This is a genomic window from Synechocystis sp. PCC 6803 substr. PCC-P (assembly GCF_000284455.1).
Lineage (GTDB): Bacteria > Cyanobacteriota > Cyanobacteriia > Cyanobacteriales > Microcystaceae > Synechocystis.
The window spans coordinates 273,776-294,966 of sequence record NC_017039.1 but is presented as its reverse complement, the minus strand read 5'-3'; the positions used below and the strand labels follow the sequence as shown (position 1 = coordinate 294,966).

22 protein-coding genes are annotated in these 21,191 nt (G+C 49.7%); 14 read left to right on the top strand and 8 right to left on the bottom strand.

The annotated features are described in order from the left end of the window. Positions 1–3: 3 nt before the first annotated feature. The 3 genes from SYNPCCP_RS01390 (at position 4) to trmD (ending at position 2,177) form a co-directional block, all read left to right on the top strand. A complete protein-coding gene (locus SYNPCCP_RS01390; RefSeq protein WP_010871475.1) occupies positions 4–1,089 on the top strand; it encodes an ATP-dependent 6-phosphofructokinase in 1,086 nt (361 codons plus the stop codon). A gap of 208 nt (positions 1,090–1,297) precedes the next feature. Next, positions 1,298–1,471 carry a hypothetical protein gene (locus SYNPCCP_RS17395; RefSeq protein ID WP_010871474.1) on the top strand — a complete coding sequence of 58 codons (174 nt, stop codon included), beginning with the start codon at positions 1,298–1,300 and terminating at the stop codon, positions 1,469–1,471. Positions 1,472–1,481: 10 nt separating this feature from the next. Beyond that, a complete protein-coding gene (gene trmD, locus SYNPCCP_RS01385; RefSeq protein ID WP_010871473.1) occupies positions 1,482–2,177 on the top strand; it encodes a tRNA (guanosine(37)-N1)-methyltransferase TrmD in 696 nt (231 codons plus the stop codon). A gap of 81 nt (positions 2,178–2,258) precedes the next feature. Here the strand turns inward: trmD and SYNPCCP_RS01380 are convergent, their stop codons facing one another. From SYNPCCP_RS01380 to crtD, 3 genes are all read right to left on the bottom strand, one after another. Beyond that, the gene (locus SYNPCCP_RS01380; protein WP_010871472.1) at positions 2,259–3,341 is read right to left on the bottom strand and encodes a Fe(3+) ABC transporter substrate-binding protein; all 1,083 of its coding nucleotides are present in this window, start codon (positions 3,339–3,341) and stop codon (positions 2,259–2,261) included. 451 nt (positions 3,342–3,792) lie between these two features. Then, positions 3,793–4,065, bottom strand: a complete 273-nt coding sequence (locus SYNPCCP_RS01375; protein WP_010871471.1) for a YggT family protein — start codon at positions 4,063–4,065, stop codon at positions 3,793–3,795. 56 nt (positions 4,066–4,121) lie between these two features. After that, positions 4,122–5,645, bottom strand: a complete 1,524-nt coding sequence (gene crtD / locus SYNPCCP_RS01370; protein WP_010871470.1) for a C-3',4' desaturase CrtD — start codon at positions 5,643–5,645, stop codon at positions 4,122–4,124. A gap of 217 nt (positions 5,646–5,862) precedes the next feature. On the opposite strand from crtD, the gene SYNPCCP_RS01365 reads away from it, so the two are divergent. Beyond that, positions 5,863–7,038 (top strand): MFS transporter, encoded by a 1,176-nt coding sequence (locus tag SYNPCCP_RS01365; RefSeq protein ID WP_010871469.1) that lies wholly within the window; start codon positions 5,863–5,865, stop codon positions 7,036–7,038. A gap of 85 nt (positions 7,039–7,123) precedes the next feature. Here the strand turns inward: SYNPCCP_RS01365 and SYNPCCP_RS01360 are convergent, their stop codons facing one another. After that, complete coding sequence (locus SYNPCCP_RS01360; RefSeq protein ID WP_010871468.1) at positions 7,124–8,803, bottom strand: NAD(P)H-quinone oxidoreductase subunit 4; 1,680 nt, start codon at positions 8,801–8,803, stop codon at positions 7,124–7,126. A 225-nt stretch (positions 8,804–9,028) separates the two neighbouring features. Between SYNPCCP_RS01360 and SYNPCCP_RS01355 the strand changes: the two genes are divergently transcribed. Beyond that, positions 9,029–9,823, top strand: a complete 795-nt coding sequence (locus tag SYNPCCP_RS01355; RefSeq protein ID WP_010871467.1) for an Rpn family recombination-promoting nuclease/putative transposase — start codon at positions 9,029–9,031, stop codon at positions 9,821–9,823. A gap of 63 nt (positions 9,824–9,886) precedes the next feature. Here the strand turns inward: SYNPCCP_RS01355 and SYNPCCP_RS01350 are convergent, their stop codons facing one another. Both SYNPCCP_RS01350 and SYNPCCP_RS01345 read right to left on the bottom strand, forming a co-directional pair. Next, on the bottom strand, positions 9,887–10,459 hold the full coding sequence (locus tag SYNPCCP_RS01350) for a Uma2 family endonuclease (protein WP_010871466.1): 573 nt from the start codon (positions 10,457–10,459) through the stop codon (positions 9,887–9,889). Between the two features lie 20 nt (positions 10,460–10,479). Next, positions 10,480–11,907 carry an NADP-dependent isocitrate dehydrogenase gene (locus SYNPCCP_RS01345; protein ID WP_010871465.1) on the bottom strand — a complete coding sequence of 476 codons (1,428 nt, stop codon included), beginning with the start codon at positions 11,905–11,907 and terminating at the stop codon, positions 10,480–10,482. Positions 11,908–12,145: 238 nt separating this feature from the next. Between SYNPCCP_RS01345 and SYNPCCP_RS17520 the strand changes: the two genes are divergently transcribed. The 6 genes from SYNPCCP_RS17520 to SYNPCCP_RS01315 all read left to right on the top strand — a co-directional run bounded on the left by SYNPCCP_RS17520 (position 12,146) and on the right by SYNPCCP_RS01315 (position 15,455). After that, positions 12,146–12,457, top strand: coding sequence for a BrnT family toxin (locus SYNPCCP_RS17520; protein WP_041425764.1), 312 nt, complete (start codon positions 12,146–12,148; stop codon positions 12,455–12,457). After that, a complete protein-coding gene (locus SYNPCCP_RS17515) occupies positions 12,426–12,677 on the top strand; it encodes a CopG family antitoxin (protein WP_041425763.1) in 252 nt (83 codons plus the stop codon). Before SYNPCCP_RS17520 ends, SYNPCCP_RS17515 begins: the two co-directional genes overlap by 32 nt. Positions 12,678–12,743: 66 nt before the next feature. Continuing rightward, on the top strand, positions 12,744–13,460 hold the full coding sequence (ubiE, locus tag SYNPCCP_RS01330; RefSeq protein WP_010871463.1) for a bifunctional demethylmenaquinone methyltransferase/2-methoxy-6-polyprenyl-1,4-benzoquinol methylase UbiE: 717 nt from the start codon (positions 12,744–12,746) through the stop codon (positions 13,458–13,460). A 63-nt stretch (positions 13,461–13,523) separates the two neighbouring features. After that, positions 13,524–13,997: a universal stress protein gene (locus SYNPCCP_RS01325; protein ID WP_010871462.1), complete on the top strand. Its 474-nt coding sequence runs from the start codon at positions 13,524–13,526 to the stop codon at positions 13,995–13,997. An 18-nt stretch (positions 13,998–14,015) separates the two neighbouring features. After that, positions 14,016–14,840, top strand: coding sequence for a biotin--[acetyl-CoA-carboxylase] ligase (locus tag SYNPCCP_RS01320; protein WP_010871461.1), 825 nt, complete (start codon positions 14,016–14,018; stop codon positions 14,838–14,840). A 39-nt stretch (positions 14,841–14,879) separates the two neighbouring features. After that, positions 14,880–15,455: a DUF3611 family protein gene (locus SYNPCCP_RS01315; RefSeq protein WP_010871460.1), complete on the top strand. Its 576-nt coding sequence runs from the start codon at positions 14,880–14,882 to the stop codon at positions 15,453–15,455. Here the strand turns inward: SYNPCCP_RS01315 and SYNPCCP_RS01310 are convergent. After that, on the bottom strand, positions 15,406–16,473 hold the full coding sequence (locus SYNPCCP_RS01310; RefSeq protein WP_010871459.1) for a hypothetical protein: 1,068 nt from the start codon (positions 16,471–16,473) through the stop codon (positions 15,406–15,408). The genes SYNPCCP_RS01315 and SYNPCCP_RS01310 overlap by 50 nt on opposite strands. Before the next feature lie 151 nt (positions 16,474–16,624). Continuing rightward, positions 16,625–18,538, bottom strand: coding sequence for a hypothetical protein (locus tag SYNPCCP_RS01305; RefSeq protein ID WP_010871458.1), 1,914 nt, complete (start codon positions 18,536–18,538; stop codon positions 16,625–16,627). Positions 18,539–18,773: 235 nt separating this feature from the next. On the opposite strand from SYNPCCP_RS01305, the gene SYNPCCP_RS01300 reads away from it, so the two are divergent. The 3 genes from SYNPCCP_RS01300 to SYNPCCP_RS01290 all read left to right on the top strand — a co-directional run bounded on the left by SYNPCCP_RS01300 (position 18,774) and on the right by SYNPCCP_RS01290 (position 21,165). Beyond that, a complete protein-coding gene (locus tag SYNPCCP_RS01300) occupies positions 18,774–19,160 on the top strand; it encodes a VOC family protein (protein WP_223211326.1) in 387 nt (128 codons plus the stop codon). A gap of 126 nt (positions 19,161–19,286) precedes the next feature. Further along, complete coding sequence (gene cofH / locus SYNPCCP_RS01295; protein WP_010871456.1) at positions 19,287–20,465, top strand: 7,8-didemethyl-8-hydroxy-5-deazariboflavin synthase subunit CofH; 1,179 nt, start codon at positions 19,287–19,289, stop codon at positions 20,463–20,465. A 115-nt stretch (positions 20,466–20,580) separates the two neighbouring features. After that, complete coding sequence (locus SYNPCCP_RS01290; protein WP_010871455.1) at positions 20,581–21,165, top strand: HD domain-containing protein; 585 nt, start codon at positions 20,581–20,583, stop codon at positions 21,163–21,165. The last annotated feature ends 26 nt before the right edge of the window (positions 21,166–21,191 follow it).

The window sequence follows — 21,191 nt, the reverse complement described above, 5'->3', positions numbered from 1 at the left end:
ACCATGGGGGAAATTAAACGCATTGGTATTTTAACCAGTGGAGGAGACTGTGCCGGACTAAACGCCGTAATTCGCTCCGTGGTACACCATGCCATTGGCACCTACGGTTGGGAAGTAATTGGCATTCAAGAAGCCACCCAGGGACTAATGGAAAATCCCTCCAAGGCGATCGCCCTGCACCGGGATAACATTGACCATTTGTTAATGATGGGAGGTACCTTTTTAGGCACCACCAATAAGGGTAATCCGTTCGCTTTTCCCATGGCCGACGGCACTGTGCGGGACCGCACCGAAGATATTATTGCCGGTTATCGTCAGTTGGGGCTTGACGCTCTCATTGGCATTGGCGGAGACGGTAGTTTAGCCATTTTGCGCCGCATAGCCCAACAGGGGGGCATCAACTTAGTGGGCATTCCCAAAACCATTGACAATGATGTGGGGGCAACGGAAATTTCCATTGGTTTCGACACCGCCACCAACATTGCCACCGAAGCCTTGGATCGTTTGCATTTCACCGCCGCTAGCCATAACCGGGTCATGGTGCTAGAAGTGATGGGTAGGGATGCGGGCCACATTGCCCTGGCCGCCGGCATTGGGGGAGGGGCGGACATTATTCTCATTCCTGAAATTCCCTACCGCATCCAAAGTGTGTGCAATAAAATTCGTCAACGGCAGGCCGAGGGGAAAAACTTTTGCCTGGTTATGGTGTCGGAAGCGGTGCGGACAGAATTGGGCGATCAGGTCAAGCAAATCCAACAGTTTGGCGAAGACCGCTACGGCGGCATTGGTAAATACATTGCGGAACAAATTGCCCAACGCACTGGAGCAGAAACCAGAGTCACTGTGCTGGGCCACATCCAACGGGGGGGCATTCCTTCACCTTTCGATCGCCTGTTGGGGAGTGTGTTTGGGGTCGCGGCGGTGGACTTGATTGCGGAAGGCAAATTCGACCACATGGTGGCCTGGCGCAATCGTCAAACCATTAGTGTGCCCATTGAGGAAGCCATCCAAACCTATCAAACGGTGCAGTTGGACGGCACCTTGGTGAAAACTGCGCGGGGATTGGGCATTTGCCTTGGTAACGATTAAGTTCCTAGCAGTTCCTAACTGGCGATCTGGGCCATATTTCCCCGATAAAGCAGCGCAATTGTAAAGAAATGTGGCGGATGTTAAAGCTTAGTTGCAAAAACCGCCCTTTCTCTCCCTTTTCCCCCGGGGGAGTGATACGTTGTAAAACGAAATTTTTCCATAACTTTAATTAATCGGATCAATAACTAAGGGGTGGGGGTTAAAAATCATGTTTGATCGTTCCAACAAAGATTTAATCAGCGCTGGTTTGGTTTCCGCCCTGGGGGCAGGCATTGTGACTTCCTTTGCCGTTAATCAGGGGCAAGACCCCTTTGTTGCTTTGATGATCACGGCGATCGCCAGTGTTTGTGGTATGGTGTGTCACCAGTTTGATCTAATTTGATTTGCCCTCTGTGCAGTTTGACGTTCTCACCCTGTTTCCTGATTTTTTTACTTCTCCCCTGCAATCTGGCCTTCTAGGTAAAGCCCTCGAAAAGGCGATCGCCAGCGTTAATTTGATTAACCCCAGGGATTTCACCACGGATAAACATCGCCGGGTGGATGATGAACCCTACGGCGGTGGGGTGGGTATGGTGATCAAACCAGAGCCTATTTTTGCGGCGGTGGAATCGTTGCCAGTACTGTCCAAACGGGAAGTGATTTTAATGACTCCCCAGGGACAGCCCATGGACCAGGCTTTGTTTCGGGAATTGACGAACTATGACCAATTGGTGTTGATCTGTGGCCATTACGAAGGGGTGGACGAAAGAGTCTGCCAACTGGTGACAAGGGAGGTTTCCCTGGGGGATTTTGTGCTCACCTGTGGCGAAATTCCCGCTTTAACTTTAATTAATGGTGTCATCCGTTTACTACCCGGCACCGTGGGCAAAGAAGCATCTTTAATCGCTGAGAGTTTTAGCACCGATCTGTTGGATTATCCCCACTACACCAGGCCGCCAGTGTTCCGGGGCTTGGCCGTGCCCCCAGTGTTACTTTCCGGCAACCACCAGGCGATCGCCCAATGGCGATTGGAACAGCAGGAGGAACGAACCCAACAGAGGCGGCCGGATTTGTGGCAAAAATGGCAAGATCGACAGCCTTCCCCATGAGGGCTAATCGGTAGCCCGATGACAATGGCTAAGAATTAGAGCGAATGCTTTCCTCAACCATTGCCAATGGACCTTGGAATCCTACTTCCAGCCTGCTTCGTTCATGATTTTGGTAGCAGGGGCTAGGGCAGGGCCCAACTTGTCCAAACTGGTGGTGTCAGACTTAAATTCCCCAAAGGAAGCCACAGATTTATTCAGGGGAACCCCAGCCAAAACCGGGTATTCGTAGTTATTTTGTGCTAAAAATGCCTGGGCCGGTTCGCTGACCAGAAATTCAATAAACTTGACCGCTCCCTCCCGATTAGGGGCAGTTTTGACTACGCCCACACCACTGACATTGACGTGGGTACCCCGCCCTTCCTGGTTGGGAAAAAATACCCCCACATTTTCGGCGATCGCCTTTTGGGCCGGATCTTCACTTTCCAGGAGCCGCCCCATGTAATAGGTATTGGCTAAGGTCAAATCCGCTTCGCCGGAAGACACTGCTTCAATTTGGGCTGTGTCATTGCCCTGGGGTTCCCTAGCAAAATTGCTGACGAAGCCCTTAGCCCATGCCAAGGTGGACTCTTCCCCATCAGCTACCACCAAGGAAGCCACCAGGGATTGATTATATTCATTGCTGGAGGAACGGATAATCACCCGACCTTTCCATTTGGGATCGGCTAGTTCTTCGTAGGTGGACAACTCCTCCGGTTTAACTTTCCCCTTGTTATACATAATCACCCGGGCCCGCTTAGTGAAACCAAACCACATCCCGTCCGGGGAGCGGAGATATTCCGGGACATTAGTCTCTAAAATCTCGCTTTGCACCGGCTGAAAAATGCCGTCCTCTTCGGCCCGCCATAAACGAGCCAAATCCACTGTGAGGAGCACATCCGCCGGACTGTTGGCCCCTTCAGACTTAATCCGTTCCAGCAGTTCGTCTGCCTTACCTTCAATCAGGTTAACTTTGATGCCCGTTTCTGCGGTGAATTTGGCGTACAGTTCGTTGTCGGTGTTGTAGTGCCGGGATGAATATAAATTGATCTCCTGCTGTTCCCCTGGTGTGTCGGCGATCGGGGCATCAGGGGATTGGCCACAGCTACTGAGCAACTGGGAACCCACCACAACGGTGAAGGCGGTTCCAATGGACAAAAATAGGCGACGGGATAACTTTTGGACCATGGTGGCTGAACTTTTTCACTCCTCTAATAAAAGTAATTCTCAATAATTTTATCAGCAGTGGAGATATAATGAGTAATTTTCTGATTATTTAATTAGGTCTTCAACCAAACGACATAAATAAATCTTATTATTTTGCTCGTAAAACCTGAGGAAAAAATCTTTCTGATTGGGCGCAAAGGATCTTAAAAGTTTATACTGCTTGACTTTCAAGGATTAGGAAGAAAAATTTAGCCGAGTCTCAACTTTGGTAATACTCCCCTTTACCCTGGGTTGTCATAGCTCTAGCTGATGGAAATCTCTACTCACTAACAAAATTTATTATTAATAGTAACCTGGACAAATAAAATCCCCCTGGCGTAACAGAGGGAAGATTTGTGAACCATGGTCAGTGGAACTGGAGGTTGGGGCCTCTAACCACCAATCAGATTTTTAGCCACCGGAATTATGTCAATTAGAAGCCAGCGTAGGGACCCGCCACACTGCTGAGGGCCTGTTGGAGAAACTGCAACGCAAAAATGGCCAGAATGGGGGAAAAATCAATGCCTCCCAGGGGCGGGATAAAGGAGCGGAAAATATTTAAATAGGGATCGGTCACGGGGCTGAGAAAGCCCATGATGTTGCCAGCCCACTCCGCAGTTTGAAACCAGGACAGCAAAATACGGACAAATAACAACACCAGGTAAATGTTGATGAAGCTGACGAGGGTAGAAAGGAGTAGGTCCATAGTGGCAATGGTGATATCGATAGCAATGAACAATTTCTCCCCATCTTAACCCGACCCTAGGAGTTTGTTGCTCCACTGGCACAAATTTGCCGGGCAATGGTGAGGGCGCTGTAACTTACCCCAGCGGTGCCTTCCCCCGGATGCACGGAATCCCCCACTAGCCAAAGGTTACGAATGGGGGTACGGGGAGCAAAGCCAAAGGGCCCAAAGGTGGTCAAACGCTGGCCTACTCCGCCGACGATGCCTTGGTCCCGGGCAGTGTAACGGTCAAATGTGCGGGGAGTGGCACTTTCTTGGTGAACAATGGTGGATTCATCCAAATTGAAATATTCTCCCAATCTGGAGATCGCCGTGGTTGTGTAACTTTCCTTGAGAGCCTGATATTGTTCCCGGGAAGCATTCCACCAGGGGGCCACGTCGGTGAAGGAAGAAGCAATTACAGTTCTACAGCCCCGGGGAGCCCGGCCATCCCCTGGTTTACTAACACTGACAAAGAGAGAATTATTTTCGCCAATGGGGCCTTGGTGATCGTACAAAAACTGTAGATGGGGAGCACAGTCTGGGGGAATGGCATCTTCCTTGACGCCTAAATAGATGACAAAAGCACCCGAGCCCGAGGGTAAATTAGTCACTCTTTTTTGATAACCGGGTAATGGTTGATCTAGTGCTTGGAGTAAATTCTGCACCGTTAAATTGGCCACCACCTGCTGGGCTTTTTCTTGACGTACTTCTCCGCTCCTTACGTCCCGCACCGTCACCCCCTCTACATAGCCTTGGCCACAATGGATCTGCTCTACTCGCTGACTGCAAAATAATTCCCCTCCATGGTTTTTCAGCGCTTCCACCAGGCGATCGCCTAGGGTTTGCATACTGCCCTGGAGATGCCATAGACCCTGGGGCCCTTGGGAAACGCTCAAGGCCGTAGCGGCGTATAACAAAGCTGTCTCATCAGCCCCCACCTGGGAATAGAGTTTTAACTGTAAATCAAGAAAAGTTTTTAACCTTTGGTCTGACCCCAAACCCAATAATCGGAGGGTATCCCCCACCGTGAGAGGCACAAAGGGAGCCGTGAGTAGGGTATCCGGCCGCAATGCCCCCAACAACTGGCCCAAATCCCACATACTGCGGGGGGGCAATACAGGATCTCGCCCCTGGAAACGCCAACTAATTTGGAACAACGTTTGTAGCAACTGCCAAAATCTGCCACTCCCTGGAAATTGCTGTTCCCTTTCCCTTTGCCATCGCTCAGGATCATGCCAAACGTTAATCGGTTGCTTTTCCCCTGGCAAAAAAACTGCACAGGCGGGATCGCACAGGGTTGCTTCCGGCAAATCCACTTGCAACTGGCGGAAAATGCGGTGGTGAATTCCCCCTGGCTCTAGGCCCGCCACCTGGGTGGCCCCCACATCGAAAATAAAACCCCGTCGCCGAAAGGTGGATGCACAACCCCCCACTATGGCCGCCTGTTCATAAACTTTGACTCGATAACCCTGTTGGGCTAACAGGGCCGCCGTTGTCAGACCACCAATGCCAGCACCAATTACAACTACGGATTGAGATTCAGCATTGCTAGGGACCATGGGAAAAGGACAGTGGGGAAATTTTCTTTACATTTCTTAATGTAACTGGTTGCAACGGTTCCTGGCCCAGGCATTGTTCAAGATTCTGTCAATAGTCAATTGATTTGGTGGAGTAAATGCGATAGGCTCGGCTCCAACAGTGGCAAGCATTGGTAAATAGTTTTCAACGTTAACAACAGCAACTTAAATCCCCCTTGAATAGGATTTGGAATTACCCATGGGTCAGTATTCTGCGGTTCTGTGGCGGCGGGTTTGGGGCATTGCCTTGGTTCAGGGCTCAGTAACTTTGATGTGGATAACTTACCGCCTTTACCTGGGGGACTTGCTCAAGGGCTGGGGATTCTCGCCGGAGTTTGTGGTGGGATTGCTAACCTTTGAAATGGTTTTGGGGGTGGTGATGGAACCTCTCTTTGGGGCCCTGAGCGATCGCCAACAGCAAAATTTAGGCACTCGATTCCCATTAATTTCCTTGGGGGTGATTCTCGCCGCCGGTTTTTTCCTCTTAATTCCCTTAGTATTTTTCCTGCCCATTGCCAACGTAGCTCGGTTCTTACTCCCCAGCCTGGCGATCGCCTGGGCCATAGCTATGACCTTATTTCGTAGTCCCACCATGGTGCTGATTGGTCAATGTGCGCCAACCAACCAACTGCCTTTAGCCATGGGAGTTTTGAGTTTGGTGGGAGGGATAGTTGCTACATTTCGGCAACCGATGGGTAAGTGGTTATTAAGTTTGGGGAGTTTACCAGCTTTTTTACTCGGTTCAGTAGTGCTATTGGGGGCCAGCCTATTTTTAAGTCGAGTTTTACCACCAATTGAAAAGAAAGAGGCAATAAGTCCGGCAACGGTGAGAGCTTTTCCTTGGATTGCCATGGTCAATATTGCTCTATTTGCCATTGGCACCACCTGGGGCACTAGGGTGTTAATGCTAGTTTTAACCAAACAATTGGAGGGAATTAGTAATGGCTTAATGGGTTTGCAATTTCTGTTGGCATTAATGGCCCTACCTGCAGGGTGGTTAATCCGTAAAACAGGTCATCCAGTGGCATCCCTCACCACAGCTTTGGGACTTTTAGTGCTGACTTTGTTCTGTTTGTTAAACGGATTTTGGTTACCGGCGATCGCCTTCTCCTGGTTATTGGGTTCCAGCATTTTAAACAATGGTTTAATTCCTTTGCTACTGGAAATTCTCCAGGGTAATCAGACCGGTGTGGGCATCGGTTTATATTTTGGCTGTGTGGGTCTAGCGGGGGACGTTTTTACCCGTTATTGGTCAACTCAGTCCAGCCAGATGCACGGGGGGTTGGGACTGGCAATGTTGGTAATGTCTACCTTGCTTTGTGCCCGATATTGGCAAGGATTCAGAGTCCCAAACAAAAAAGGAGCAGGAGATTAAATTCCCCCACTCCCCTTTATTTAATTTATTTAAGAAAATCACACAGTAGTCTCAAGTAGTCTGATTAACTCAAAAGACTAGATCACTAGGGTTGAACTTTGACGGTGGCAAAGTCCGTGGTGGGAATGTGGGGAGCAGTTAATGCTTCGGCATAGACCCGGGGATTGGTTTCCGCAATTTGCACGTAGGATTGGCGCACTTGGCTGTTCACCGCTACCGTGGTGGCATCGTAGGTTTGGGTGGCCAACTTGGGATAGAGTCCCACAGCGATGATGGGTAACAGGAAGCAAGCGGCAATGAATACTTCCCGGGGCCGGGCATCATCATAGATGGCATTGCCGGGGAGCACACAACTGGTGCCAAAACAAACCGCTTCTTGGTCAGAATTAGCAGACAGATTGTCCTGCTCCAGATTGCAAGAAGGGGGAATGTTGTTGCCGTAGAAAAGTTGGCGCAACATGGACAACAGGTAAATCGGGGTGAGTACTAAGCCCACAGCTGCCAGGAACACGGTCACCGTTTTAAAAGGAGTGCTGTAAATGTCGCTGGAACTTACGCCGACAAATACTGCCAATTCACTCACAAAACCGCTCATGCCAGGTAAGGCTAAAGAAGCCATAGCACCCATGGTGAAGAGGGCAAAAACCGTGGGCATTACTTTGCCAATGTTACCCATCTGGGCCAAGGAAAGGGTGTGGGTACGGTCGTAGGTAACCCCAGCCAGGAAGAAGAGCACAGCGGCGATTAAACCGTGGGAAAGCATTTGCAACATGGCTCCACTGATGCCCAAATCGGTGAAGGAAGCAATACCGAGGAGCACAAAGCCCATGTGGGAAACGGAGGAGTAGGCCAAGCGGCGCTTCATGTTGTCCTGGGCAAAGGAGGAGAAACCACCGTAGATAATGTTAACTACCCCAAGGATGACCAAAATAGGGGCAAAGTAAACGTGGGCATCTTCCAACAGACCAAGGTTCAAGCGAATTAGGCCGTAACCGCCCATTTTCAGCAGCACCCCAGCCAAAATCATGGATACAGGGGCAGAGGCCTCACCGTGGGCATCGGGTAACCAGGTATGGAAAGGGAAAATGGCTAATTTAACGCCAAAGGCAATAAGTAAACCGGCGTATAAAAACAGTTCTAAGGCGATCGGGTAATCTTTCAGACCCAATTCCGCAATGTCAAAGGTAGTTACATCACCGTAGAAAGCTAAGCCCAGGGCGGCAACCAAAATGAATACGGAGGCGGCGGCGGTGTAGAGCAAAAACTTCATGGCGGCATACTGCCGTTTTTGGCCACCCCAGATACAAACTAGGAGGTAAACCGGTACCAATTCCAGTTCCCACATGATGAACAGTAGGAGCATGTCCTGGGCCACGAACACGCCAATCTGGGCCGCATAAAGCACCAACATTAGGAAGTAGAAGAGGCGGGGCTTATGGTCCACCTGCCAGGCGGCAAAGATGGAAAGGGTGGTAACCAGTCCGGCTAGTAACACTAGGGGCATGGAGATGCCATCCACGGAAACACTCCAACTGAGCCCAAATTGGGGAATCCAGCTAAATTTTTCCTGGAGCTGAAAACCGGTACTGCTGATGTCGTAGTTAGTCCAAAAAACGTAGCTCATCAAAACAAAATCCGCTAGACCCACACCAAGGGCATACCAGCGGACTTGTTTCCCGTCTTTGTCGGGAATTAACGGAATGAAGAGGGCGGCGACTAACGGCAGGGCAATCATCGTTGTCAGCCAGGGGAAGTGTTCCAACATGGTAATAAGAATAAATACCTAGTGATCTTCCTCCGATTATATTAAACTTTGTAAACTTTTGAGAATTTTTTTTGAGATTTTCCCTATAGAAGTCAGAGAATGGGCTCTATCCATGTGAATAAGTTCTTTGACCTAGGTTTTTCCTCGCCTAACCTTGTTAAATTTTTGCCAATTTTCTGGCGATCGCCTGGCGGATCTCTAGGAGATTACCAGTAGAATTCGGCTATGTTTGACAATCTCTGCAAATTCCTCGCTGAATCCTTTTCCGAAGACTATGCCGCCTGGTTACTGGGACGACCCATTAAATTGACTAAGCTGAGTCCGACGGAACTATCTTTGGAGCCAATTCGGGCTGACTCTCTGATTTTGGAGCAATCGGAAGACTTGGTGTTGCATCTGGAATTCCAAACGGAGCCTGACCCCACCATGGGCTTTCGGATGTTGGACTATCGGGTAAGGGTTTATCGCCGTTTCCCCCAGAAGACGATGCACCAATTTGTCATCTACCTGAAACGTAGTAACAATGACTTGGTTTATCAGGATAGTTTTCAGTTGGGAGAGACTGTGCACCGTTACCAAGCGATCCGGCTCTGGGAGCACCCCTCGGAGATATTCCTCCAAAGCCCAGGGCTATTGCCCCTAGCGGTATTGACGCAGACCTCTGACCCTACATTAAAATTGAGGGAAGTGGCGACTGCATTGGAACAGATTGAAGATAATCGAGTTAAGGCAAATCTCATGGCGGCAACCTCTGTTTTTGGAGGAATTCTGCTGACCCCTGAGCTGATCAAGACAATTCTAAGGAGTGAAATTATGAAGGAATCCGCTGTTTATCAGGAAATTCTACAGGAAGGGGAACAAAGAGGCTTACTTAAAGGCAAATTAGAAGGAAGGCTGGAGGCAAAACTAGAAACTATACCTTTGTTGAAAAAATTGGGGTTGACAATCGCCGAAATTGCCAAGGAGTTAGATATTGATGTTGAACTGGTTAATCGGTTTGTTGCTAACCAAAACAACTAAAATTTGATACGGTTATCGGTTAGCACGTCCTTTGGTGGATCTATGGCGATCGCCTTTAGGATTTTAAAAGGCTAAACCGCGGTAAATGACATCTACGGCAAAGCTCAAACCAATGCTTTTCAGTTCCAGGCGATCACTGGCCTGATAATTGAGGATTAACCAATCACCGTCATCATTTTTGTGATAGAGATCAATTTCCACACTGGTGGAGCTGACCAAAAGATAGTCCTGCAACATGGGATTATGGGCATAGAGCCGAAATTTGCCACCCCGGTCATAGGCTTCGGTACTGGGGGATAAAACCTCCACAACCAGGCAGGGATAGGTAATAAATTGTGTTGACTTCCGATCCCTTGGATCACAGGTGACGCTGACATCGGGACAGGTGTAGTTTTGGGTGTTGACAATCTGAATTTTTAAATCTGAATTACCTATTTCGCAATCACCGCCATCAAGATGATTACAAAATAAAGTCGATAGGCGGACACTAATGACACTGTGGTTTTTACTGCCGCCCCCCATGGCATAGATCTGCCCATCAAAATATTCGTGCTTCTCCCTCTGCCGTTCTTCCCATTGCAAATATTCCTCTGGGCTAAGTTTGGGAAATGGGGCAGATGGGGAGTGAGCAATCATGGTGGGTTATTGATTGAAAATTAATCATCGAAATGACTGACGATCGCCTGGGCAAACTCGGAGCATTTTAGGGGTTTATCCACCTTCGGTTCCATTAACCGGGCTAAATCGTAGGTAACTTCCCGATTGGCGATCGCCGCTCCGATACCTTTTTTAATCAGATCAGCGGCCTCCTGCCAGCCCATAAATTCCAGCATCATTACGCCGGAAAGGATCACAGAGCCGGGGTTGATCCGGTCTAAACCAGCATGTTTGGGGGCAGTGCCGTGGGTGGCTTCAAAAATGGCTGCACTATCCCCAATGTTAGCTCCGGGGCCCATGCCCAAACCTCCCACCACAGCGGCGGCGGCATCGGAAAGGTAATCCCCGTTCAAATTCATGGTCGCCAGAATGGAATACTCATCGGGGCGGGTTTGGATCTGTTGGAAAATACTATCGGCAATGCGGTCATTGACCATGACTTTTTCTTTCCACTGGCCATTACCATGGGATTCCCAAATGGAATTTAAAACCTGCTCCACTTCTTGTTTAATGACCGCTTGTTTTTCTTCGGTCAAAGTGTCATAACCGGGGTCAATCATGTGGGCGTTGGCCTCAATGGTTAAGTCCGGATTACTTTCCTTATTGCCCAAAATCCAAGATTCCCGTTCCGTAACGCATTCCGCCCGAAATTCCGTCGTAGCCAACTCGTAACCCCAATCCCGAAACGCCCCTTCGGTGAACTTCATAATGTTGCCCTTATGGACCAACGTCACCATCTGTTTTGCTTTCGGCAAGCGCAATGCATGGAGAATAGCCCGCCGCACCAACCGTTGGGAACCAGTCTTACTAATCGGTTTAATACCAATGCCAGAGTCGAGGCGAATTTGTTTTTTGCCCAAAGCTGGAGTTGTGGGAATCAGTTCATCGTTAAGGTAAGCGATTAACTTTTTCGCCCCTTCCGTACCTTCCGCCCATTCAATGCCTAGGTAAATATCTTCCGTATTTTCCCGATAAACGATAATGTCTAATTTTTCCGGGGTTTTGTGGGGAGACGGAGTACCGGGATAGTAACGACAGGGCCGCACACAGGTGTAGAGGTCAAAAATTTGTCTCAGGGCCACGTTTAGGGAACGGATACCACCGCCCACCGGGGTTGTGAGAGGCCCTTTGATGGCTACCCCATACTCCTTAATCGCTGTTAAAGTGTCTTCCGGTAAATACTGATAAGTGCCGTACAATTCACAGGCTTCGTCCCCGGCATAGACTTTGAACCAGTTGATTTTCCTCTCGCCGCCATAGGCCTTGGCGATCGCTGCATTGATGACTAATTCCGTAGCGGGCCAAATATCAACCCCGGTGCCGTCCCCCCGGATGTAGGGAATAATCGGATCGTTGGGTACTACGGGCTTACCTGCAACAAAGGTGATTTTTGACCCAACGCTGGGGGGCTGAAGTTTTTCGTACATAGCAAATTGTCATTGAAAAAACGGCACGGAGCAGATCATAATCCTTTCTGGAGGCTCTGATTGCATTGGCTGTTACGAAATTTTTATCCCATTGCGGAACTGAAAATCACTCCACTAGTAAGGAGAATTTCTATAACAGACCCTAGGTTCTTCTATTTGGTTATCTTCATGCTTGCATGAGTGGAGAGAAAATCAATAAAGTATTGCCAATTGTACATACATTTGTTAAACTGGGGGCATGAATCCAAAAATTGATGGGTTTGAGTGGGATGAAGGCAACGAACAAAAATGCCAGAAACACGGATTGACCAAAGCTGACATTGAAGCGTTTTTCAAAAATCAAGTTTGGATTGCGCCAGATGTTAAACACTCTCTCCAAGAAGAAAGGTTTCTCGCTGTTGGTTATTCTGATTCTGGCAGGCCCATGTTTGTCGTCTTTACCTTACGTATTCAGGATGAAAACACTCTATTGCGCCCTATCAGTGCCCGTTATATGCATCAAGGAGAAGTACAAAAATATGAACAAGCCTTTACCAAAAATGAACAGTGATCAAGAAGCAGAAGATCTTTTGGAGCAGGATTTGACAGACTATTTAGTCCCAGAGAACTTTACCAAGACAACTTTTGAGTTTGCCCCTAAGGACAAAAGTATTACCCTGCGCTTGTCATCGGAGCTTTTGACTGCGGTTAAAAATACCGCTAGCGCTCAAGGAATGAATTACCAAAAGTACATCAGGGAGGTTTTGGAACAATCGGTACTTCGCCCTTAAATTAGCCCCAACTTTACATCAGTACCATGGCGAGTTAAAAAGAAACTTGACCAATCTGGAAATTGGATGAGTAATTCCCTATTAACCCAACCGACTCAGGAGAGCGTACAGCAAATTTTTGCCCGCATTGCGCCCCAGTATGATGACCTCAACACATTTTTGAGTTTTGGCCAGCACCATATTTGGAAGGCCATGGCGGTGAAGTGGAGCGGCGTATCACCTGGCGATCGCCTGTTGGACGTGTGTTGTGGCAGTGGGGATTTGGCTTTCCAGGGGGCAAAAGTGGTGGGCACTAGGGGAAAAGTTGTTGGACTAGATTTTTGTGCAGAATTATTGGCGATCGCCGCTGGGAAACATAAAAGTAAATATGCCCATTTGCCCATGCAATGGCTGCAAGGAGATGCCCTGGCATTACCCTTCTCTGACAATGAATTTGACGGAGCTACTATGGGTTACGGCCTCCGGAATGTGGGCAATATTCCCCAAGCGCTGACGGAGTTGCAACGGGTGCTCAAACCGGGTAAGAAAGTGGCCATCCTGGATTTTCACCAGCCAGGTAATGCTCTGGCGGCCAACTTTCAGCGTTGGTACCTGGCTAATGTGGTGGTGCCCATGGCCAAACAATGGCGGTTAACTGAAGAGTACGCCTATCTGCAACCCAGTTTGGACCGCTTTCCCACTGGCCCTAAACAAGTACAATTTGCCCTAGAAGTCGGGTTTGCCAAAGCTGTCCACTATCCCATCGCCGCTGGTTTAATGGGGGTTTTAGTGGCGGAAAAATAGGTACAGAATTAGTTTGATTTGCCAAAAGTTGGTGAACCGATCAAACAATGCCTGTAAAATTTGATGTCGATCAATTGCTGGCGATCGCCTAATCGCGCTATTGGTAAGAGTAGCGGAGGTGTCATTATGTTCAAAACCATTTTATTTCCCCTAGACCGGAGCCGAGAAGCAAGGGATGCGGCCCAGATGGTGGCGGATTTAGTCAAAATCCACCAAAGCCAGTTAATTCTGCTGTCAGTGGTGGAAAAAAATCCCCCCGGCCAAGACCACGAAGCCCATGGCATGGATTCCCCGGAAGCGGTGGCTAAATTACTGGAGGCGGCCCAGGCGGTTTTTTCCCAACAGGGCATTGCCACCAAAACCATTGAACGGGAAGGCATGGCTTCTTTCACCATCTGTGACGTGGCCGATGAGGTGAATGCTGACCTAATCGTGATGGGCTGTCGGGGTTTGGGTCTCACCACCGAAGGAGTGGCGGAAAGTGTCACTGCTAGGGTAATTAATCTTTCCCCCTGCCCAGTGCTGGTGGTGCCCTAGGGTCAGGGCAAAATTCCCATGGCGGAAATCAGTGACCCTGGGAACGGGGATTGGCTCGATCAAGCTTGGCAGGAAGACCATGGCCAACCTATATCCCTGGCCCGCCCGGATATCCTCTCTGGGTTAAAGGTCATTGCCCCTGCCTGTACCGACTCCACCAACCAAATACTCTGGGATTTACGACATCAGGGTTATCACCCGCCCCTAGTGGCGATCGCCAGGGAACAAACCGCTGGCCGGGGGCAATGGGGTCGGACTTGGCAGTCTCCTCCGGGGGGATTGTACCTATCTCTGTGGTTAGCCACTGATTTACCAATCAGTTATGGTCCCCATCTAGTTCTATGGAGTGCCTGGGGCATTGCCCACGCGCTGATTCAGCACGGTATTCCAGTGCAAGTTAAATGGCCCAATGACCTGTTATTGAAGGGGAAAAAATTAGCTGGCATTAAAACCGAAAGCAAAATCAATGGGAACAGAATCACCGCCGCCATCATTGGGGTGGGCATTAACTGGACTAACCCAGTACCAGCCACTGGCATTGCCCTAGGGCCCTTTTGTGAAGCGGAATCAATCCAGAGTATCAACAGTCTGACGGATTTAGCTGAAATTACCCTGGCGGGGCTCACCCTTGGTTGGCATCGTTACCAAAGAGAAGGCATTGCAGGCATTTTGGTAGATTATCTCCAATTATTTGCCCATCGGGGCCGGGAAATTAGCCTAACCCAGGGAGTTGGCATAATTGAATCCGTCACCGCCCAGGGAGAATTGGTGGTGCTGATTGGTCAACGACGGGAAATAATCCTCCCCGGCACCGTCAGTCTGGACTACGATCACGCCGGATAACGGCTAAAATACTTACAAGTCAACGCCTATGCCCCCACCATGAACCGACGCAACACCGAATTGGCCAATCCCATTCCCCAGGCCGCCTTGCGGGCCTCCGTAGACTTGACCACCTGGGGCAATATCGGCTTTTGGGTGCAGATTGTTTTGGGAGCCTTTTCCGTAGTCACGTTTTTGTTTGCTGGTTTTAGTCTAAGTGGCCCCAACCGCACTACAGGTATTGAAGCGGGCATCCTTTCAGCCTTTATTTCCATTGTCCTGTTGGGGTTTGGCATTTTCTTTTCCACTCGCTACCGTCGCTTAGGGCGTAACCTCAAGGACTCGGAGGCCACTAAGCATCCCCGCCGGGCCGATATTCTCAAACTGATTCGTATTGGCTTAATCATCAACTTAGTGGGCATGGGTACCGCCATCATTGGGGGAGCGGCCATGAGTGGCATTGTGTTGGGGAAAGCCCTCAGTGTACCACCGGGAACCTTTGCCTCCGCCGCTGACCCCAACCGCTTTGTTCAGTCTACGGATCTCCTCGCTATTCAGGCCAACATCAACACCATCATTGCCCACTTCACTGGTTTGTTGTCGTCCCTGTGGTTGCTAGACCGTCTGAACAAGTAATTTTTAAACGCACTGTGTTGTTGCCATCCTCATCCAGGGGCACTTCAATCACTTCCTGGGTGAGACTTTCAATAGCCGTCAACAGGGAACGCAGGTTGGGGGTACTAGCTCCGGTGTCCACATAGAGGCGATCGGACAAAGTCGCTAAACGCTTCCAGGTGGTGAACAGTTTACCTACGGATTGTTCTAGTTGGGTGGCCTGTTTGAGCAAATCCGCCGCAGTGTTGAGGCAATCCAACCGTAGGGCTTCCTGTAAAGCCAGTTCCATATCCAGCGGAAAAGCTTTCAGGGTTTGCACCTTGGCCGCCGCATCCAAATATTTAGACAAATTACGGGCGGAAGTGGTGAGATATTTAACCGTGTCCACATCGGGGGAGGCGATCGCCTCTTCCTGGAGGGCTTGCAAATGGGTTTCTGGTACTTTTTCTAGTTCCTTCACCAGGGGGGCTAAGTGTCGGGGGGAGACGGTGCCATCGGTGGCTTTTTCCTTGAGCACATCGGGCAAGAGTTCCGAGCTCATGGCAGTCCACTCATCGGCCAACTGCTTCACTTCCCGTCGGGTAATGCGATCGCCGTTATGGGCCGCATCACTGACTAACTTTTGCACCTCCGGATCAGCCTTAGCGGTTTCCACAAAGGCCCGTTTGCTGAAATTGTTGATGGAATTGGGGTCTAATTGTCCTTCAGTGATTAAAGTATCGGCACTATTGGCCAGCTGAATGAGGGCATAGGCCTGGGCTTTGGAAATTTCCCGTTGCTTGAGCCAATTTAAAAAGCCAGTGCCCCGACCTTCACCACCAATTTTTTCTCGGTCCCGCACCGCCCGGAGAATGCGACCCCGCCAGATTTCCGTTTGCAGATCAAAGCGCTCACACAGTTGCCAAAAATCCTCCAACTGTTGCTGAAACTCGTGCTCTTGGATCTCTTCGTCCGCAGGATCGGGCAGTGCAAAGTTAATGTCAGCGGGAATTTCCAGCGCGGCGGTAATGGCTTCAGGGGAAGGCGCAAGCTCAACCATAGGGCTAATCTTTAATCTGGTTAATGTTTGGGGACAGCAGAGCAACTGCTTAGGGAAAGCAATGATTGCCAAAGCCTTACCAAGCTATCACAAGGGGGAGATCTTCCTGGTCGGTCGTCCCAAAATAGGGCTAAGACAGTCCTATCAGGGGTTAATTTTGCGGACTCTCCAGGGGAGGCAATTCTGATTCCGTCGACAAAGGAGACTCAACCCTAGGGGCAGGGGGAGCGACGGGGGTAAGGGGAACCGGGGAAGGTTGGTTAAAACTGCGCCATTCCTGCAAAAAGCTTTGGGCACTGTTATAGGCGGCGCTTTCAGCCGGAATTTGCTGGAGGGCACGGATAGCCTGCTGGTAGTTACCAGACTGGGCTTGTTCCTGGGCTAGGGATAAAATTTGATAGCTCCAATTGTTGACCAACTGCAACCTTTGACCACCAACATCGCTACTACGGGGGACTTGGCGAATCAGTTGCACCGCCTGGCCAAGGGAATCCACGGTTCGGGAAGATGCCAATTCCTGGGCCCTCCTCAGGTTGTTTTGGGCGTTAATTTCTGCTTGCCAACGGCTAATTTGCAGACGGGCTTCCCCGGACAGGGCCCGGTTTCCTTCTATTTGACGGGCGGTACTAATGGCCGCTTCATAATTTTGGGCATTGGCCAAGGCGATCGCCTGGTCGAGGATGGGTTGGTCAATGCGACGCTGGATGGTGGCCTGCCATTGATTAATGCTTTGGCGGGCTTCGGAATATAAAGCTCGGCCCCTGCCAATCCGTTCCGCTTGCTGAATAGCCTGTTCTAGATTGCCCCCATTAGCCAATTCCCTTGCCTGCCGCAAAATCGGCCGGTCTTCATCAATTTGGATGCGCTCTGTCCAGTTGGCAATGTCCCGGGCCGCTTCTTGATGACGGGGGTTATCCGGGGTAATTAATTTGGCTTGGGCGATCGCCTGGTTGAGGGCGCTGACGGTCCCAATTTCAGCGGTGTTGCGGGCCTGGGCCAACTGTTGTAGAGCAGTTTCTTCCTGACGCCAATCCTTAACCAGTTCCTGGGCGAGGGCATAGTAGGGGCGACTACTATCCGTCAACTTTTCTGCGGTGGTAATGGCCAATCCTAAACCTTCCACTGTGCCCATTTGAGCTTCCAAACCGGCTGTGGCGAGAATTTGCCAATCATTTAAATCTTGGGCGGGAAAGTAAGATTCCGGCAAACGACTCAGGGTACTGTTCAAAGTTTGCCAATCTTGACCCTCAATCATGGTTTCAATGGAGCCGGTTAATTTATCCACCGCTTGGGCGATTAATTTCTGCGCTTCTTGGTAGGCGTAGCTATCTTTGGGAATTTTGGCCGCATCTTCGATCGCCTTGAGCCAATTATCCGTACCTCCCCGGCGCAGAATGCGATAGGCATTGTCTAATTTACTACTTTCCTCCTGGGCAATTTGAATATTGCGGATAGCTTGGTCGTATTTGGTGGTAGCCCAAAAGGTGTTATCCAGATTCAACAAACGCACCGCATTGCGAAAGGCACTATTCCAACGGGAATTGCGTAGATCATTTTCCACTTCGCCATAGATGGTTTCCCCTTCCTGCCAAAGGCCCCGCCAAGCGGCAATCCTTTCCTCCACCAAGTCGTAGGCCTGCACATGGTCGGGAATTTTCTCCGCTGCGGCGATCGCCTCTTCCAGTAGTCCTTTTTGGAAAAAATCCTCGGCCAAATCCAATAAATCCGTGGCCCAGGCTTCAATATTACGGTTCACCTCCACCGCCAGGGGATGATCCTTGGGCAAGGCTGCCAAAAGATTAATGGCCCGCAACAGCCCATCAACGGTTTTTTCTTCCGCCGATAACTGGGCACAGTAAAGCCGCATGGACGCCGAAGCCACCGGCCAAAACACCCGGTTACATTGGGGACTTTTGGGCAAAACCAACAACCAATTGGTGGAAGCCAGACCGATTCCCCCCGACATCAAAATCAGAAAAATCGCCCAAAACTGAAGGGGCAACCGTTGCAGTGGCAGACCAGACTGGAAATAGCGGGCAATAGGGAGGTTAAAGGTCTTATTCATCTGCAATTACAGGGGAAAAACTAGTCAGCTACGGCCACCTAGGCGATCGCCAGCTAGGGTCAAACAAAACCGAGTTACTAATTGGCACCACATTTTTTCTGGCCAATCTTAACATTACTTGACCTGAGAGGATTTTAACCCAGAGATGGCGCTAGGCTGGGGTCAGACTGCTTTGCCCCGGCCATTTTCTGAGGAGGCAACCCGGTCAAAGTTAACCGTACTCCTAAAGTTAGCAATGGGGCACAGCGCCATGGTTTTCTGCAAAAAAGCTTTTCTCACCATTGGTGCTGTTAATTTTGCTGAAGTGGTGGCTTTTTATCAATCTCTTCTGGAACAAGAACCCCAGCCCTACTCCCCCGGACGTTATGGTGAATTTCAGTTGCCAGGGATGGTATTGGCAATTTTTTCCCCCCACCCAGACCATGCCCAGGAATTTTCCTGTTCTGACCGTAGTGGCTTTAGCCTTTGTTTAGAAGTGGCTGATTTACCCACGGCGATCGCCAGCATTGGTAAGTTCCATCTCCCTATCGCTGAAAACAACATTACCTATGCCAGCCACGGGCGAGAAATTTATCTTTATGATCCAGCGGGAAATCGTCTCATTCTCCACGAAAATTGTTAGGGCTTGTTTAGAAAATGGCTTGAAGTTGAGCCCAACCAGGCGATCGCCAATTTGAAAAAAGGCATCGGGCAAAACTGAGGTTACACTGTGGAAGACCGCCCATCTTTCCTTCCCTAACCCAGGCCAATGGTGCTATCTACCGTCAACCTTACCCTGATTGAAGAACTGGCCGCCCAAGCCCTGGCCCTGGAAGATTTGACTCCTGAGCAGGGTTTGCTACTCTTGCAATGTGATGATCCCGGAGGTTGGGAGGTGATCCGGCAATACGGCGATCGCCTACGGCGGAAATTGGTAGGGGAAACGGTCACCTATGTGGTCAATCGCAACATTAATTTCACCAATATTTGCGAGCAACATTGTAATTTTTGCGCTTTTCGTCGGGATGACGGACAAACGGGAGCCTACTGGTTAACCGACTCGGAAATTTTCAACAAAACTAAGGGCGCAGTGGCCCAGGGAGCAACGGAAATTTGTCTCCAGGGGGGGTTAAATCCCCAGGCAAAAATTAATGGTTCCAGCTTGGCCTATTACGTCAACTTAGTCGAAACCATCAAGGGACAATTTCCCCAGCTCCATCTCCACGGCTTTTCTCCCCAGGAAATTCAATTTATCGCCCGCCAGGATGGTTTGACCTATGGAGAAGTGTTAATGGCCCTCAAATTCTCTGGGTTGGATTCCTTACCCGGCACGGCAGCAGAAGTATTGGTGGACCGGGTAAGGCGTATTATTTGCCCGGAAAAAATCGATAGTCAGACTTGGTTGGAGATCATCGGTTTAGCCCATCGCCACGGTTTACCCACCACCAGTACCCTCATGGCAGGGCACGTTGAAACCCCAGAGGAGATTATTACCCACCTCGATCGCCTACGCCAAAGGCAACAAACAAGTCTAGCCCAAGGTTATGCCGCCAGTATTACTGAATTTATCCTCCTGCCCTTTGTGGGGGAAAAAGCGCCCCCTAGCCTGAGGAAAAGGGTCGGCAGAGACCAGCCGGATTTAGATCAAGCCCTACAAATTATGGCGATTGCCCGTTTGTATCTAGGAAAATGGATTGTCAATCACCAACCAAGCTGGGTCAAACTGGGGCTGACGGGAGCCACCACCGCTTTGGAATGGGGCTGTAATGATTTGGGCGGAACCCTGATGGAAGAACACATCACCACCATGGCCGGGGCTAAAGGGGGAACCTGTCTGACCGCCACCCAACTGCAGAATGCCATCATCTCCACTGGTCGCCCCTATCAACAACGCACTACCCTCTATGAACATCTCAACGCGAATTTAAATAAAATTGGACTAAAATAAATCCTGAGGAAGTTTAAGCAGGTAATTACCTAATTTCCACCTTCCTCTTCCCTTTGTTTGAGTTAGCTACAGCGGATCTTTACCTGGATTAGCAAGATTGGCATTAGTAATTTCCATGAATCGATCAAATCCTACTCCTCTCACTGCCCGCTTTGGTGATGCTCTGGTATTGGCCAACCAACTACACGCCGAACAATGCCGCAAAGGTTCCCGGGTGCCCTACATCAGTCATTTGTTGGGGGTGACAGCCCTGGTATTGGAAATGGGAGGCAGTGAAGATGAGGCGATCGCCGCTTTGCTCCATGATGCAGTGGAAGACCAAGGGGGCATGGAAACCCTGGCCATGATCGAAAATCAATTTGGCCGAACGGTGGCGGCTTTAGTCCGAGACTGTTCAGACAGTACCACCACACCCAAGCCTCCCTGGGAACAACGAAAGCAAGAACATTTGGAAAAAATGCGTCAGGCTTCCCTAGCGGTGCTGAAAATTTCCTTGGCAGATAACCTCCACAATGCCCGCACCATCGCCATTGATTTACGTCGCCATGGAGATGAAATTTGGCAAAAGTTTAATCGGGGTAAATCCGGCATTCTTTGGTACTATCAATCCATCTGGAGCATTTACCAAGACCGTAACCCCAATGCTTGGTCCAATGAGTTGATTGATATCATCGACGGCTGGCGCTATGGCAAATTGTGATGATTTTTAGCAAAAGTATTGTAGAT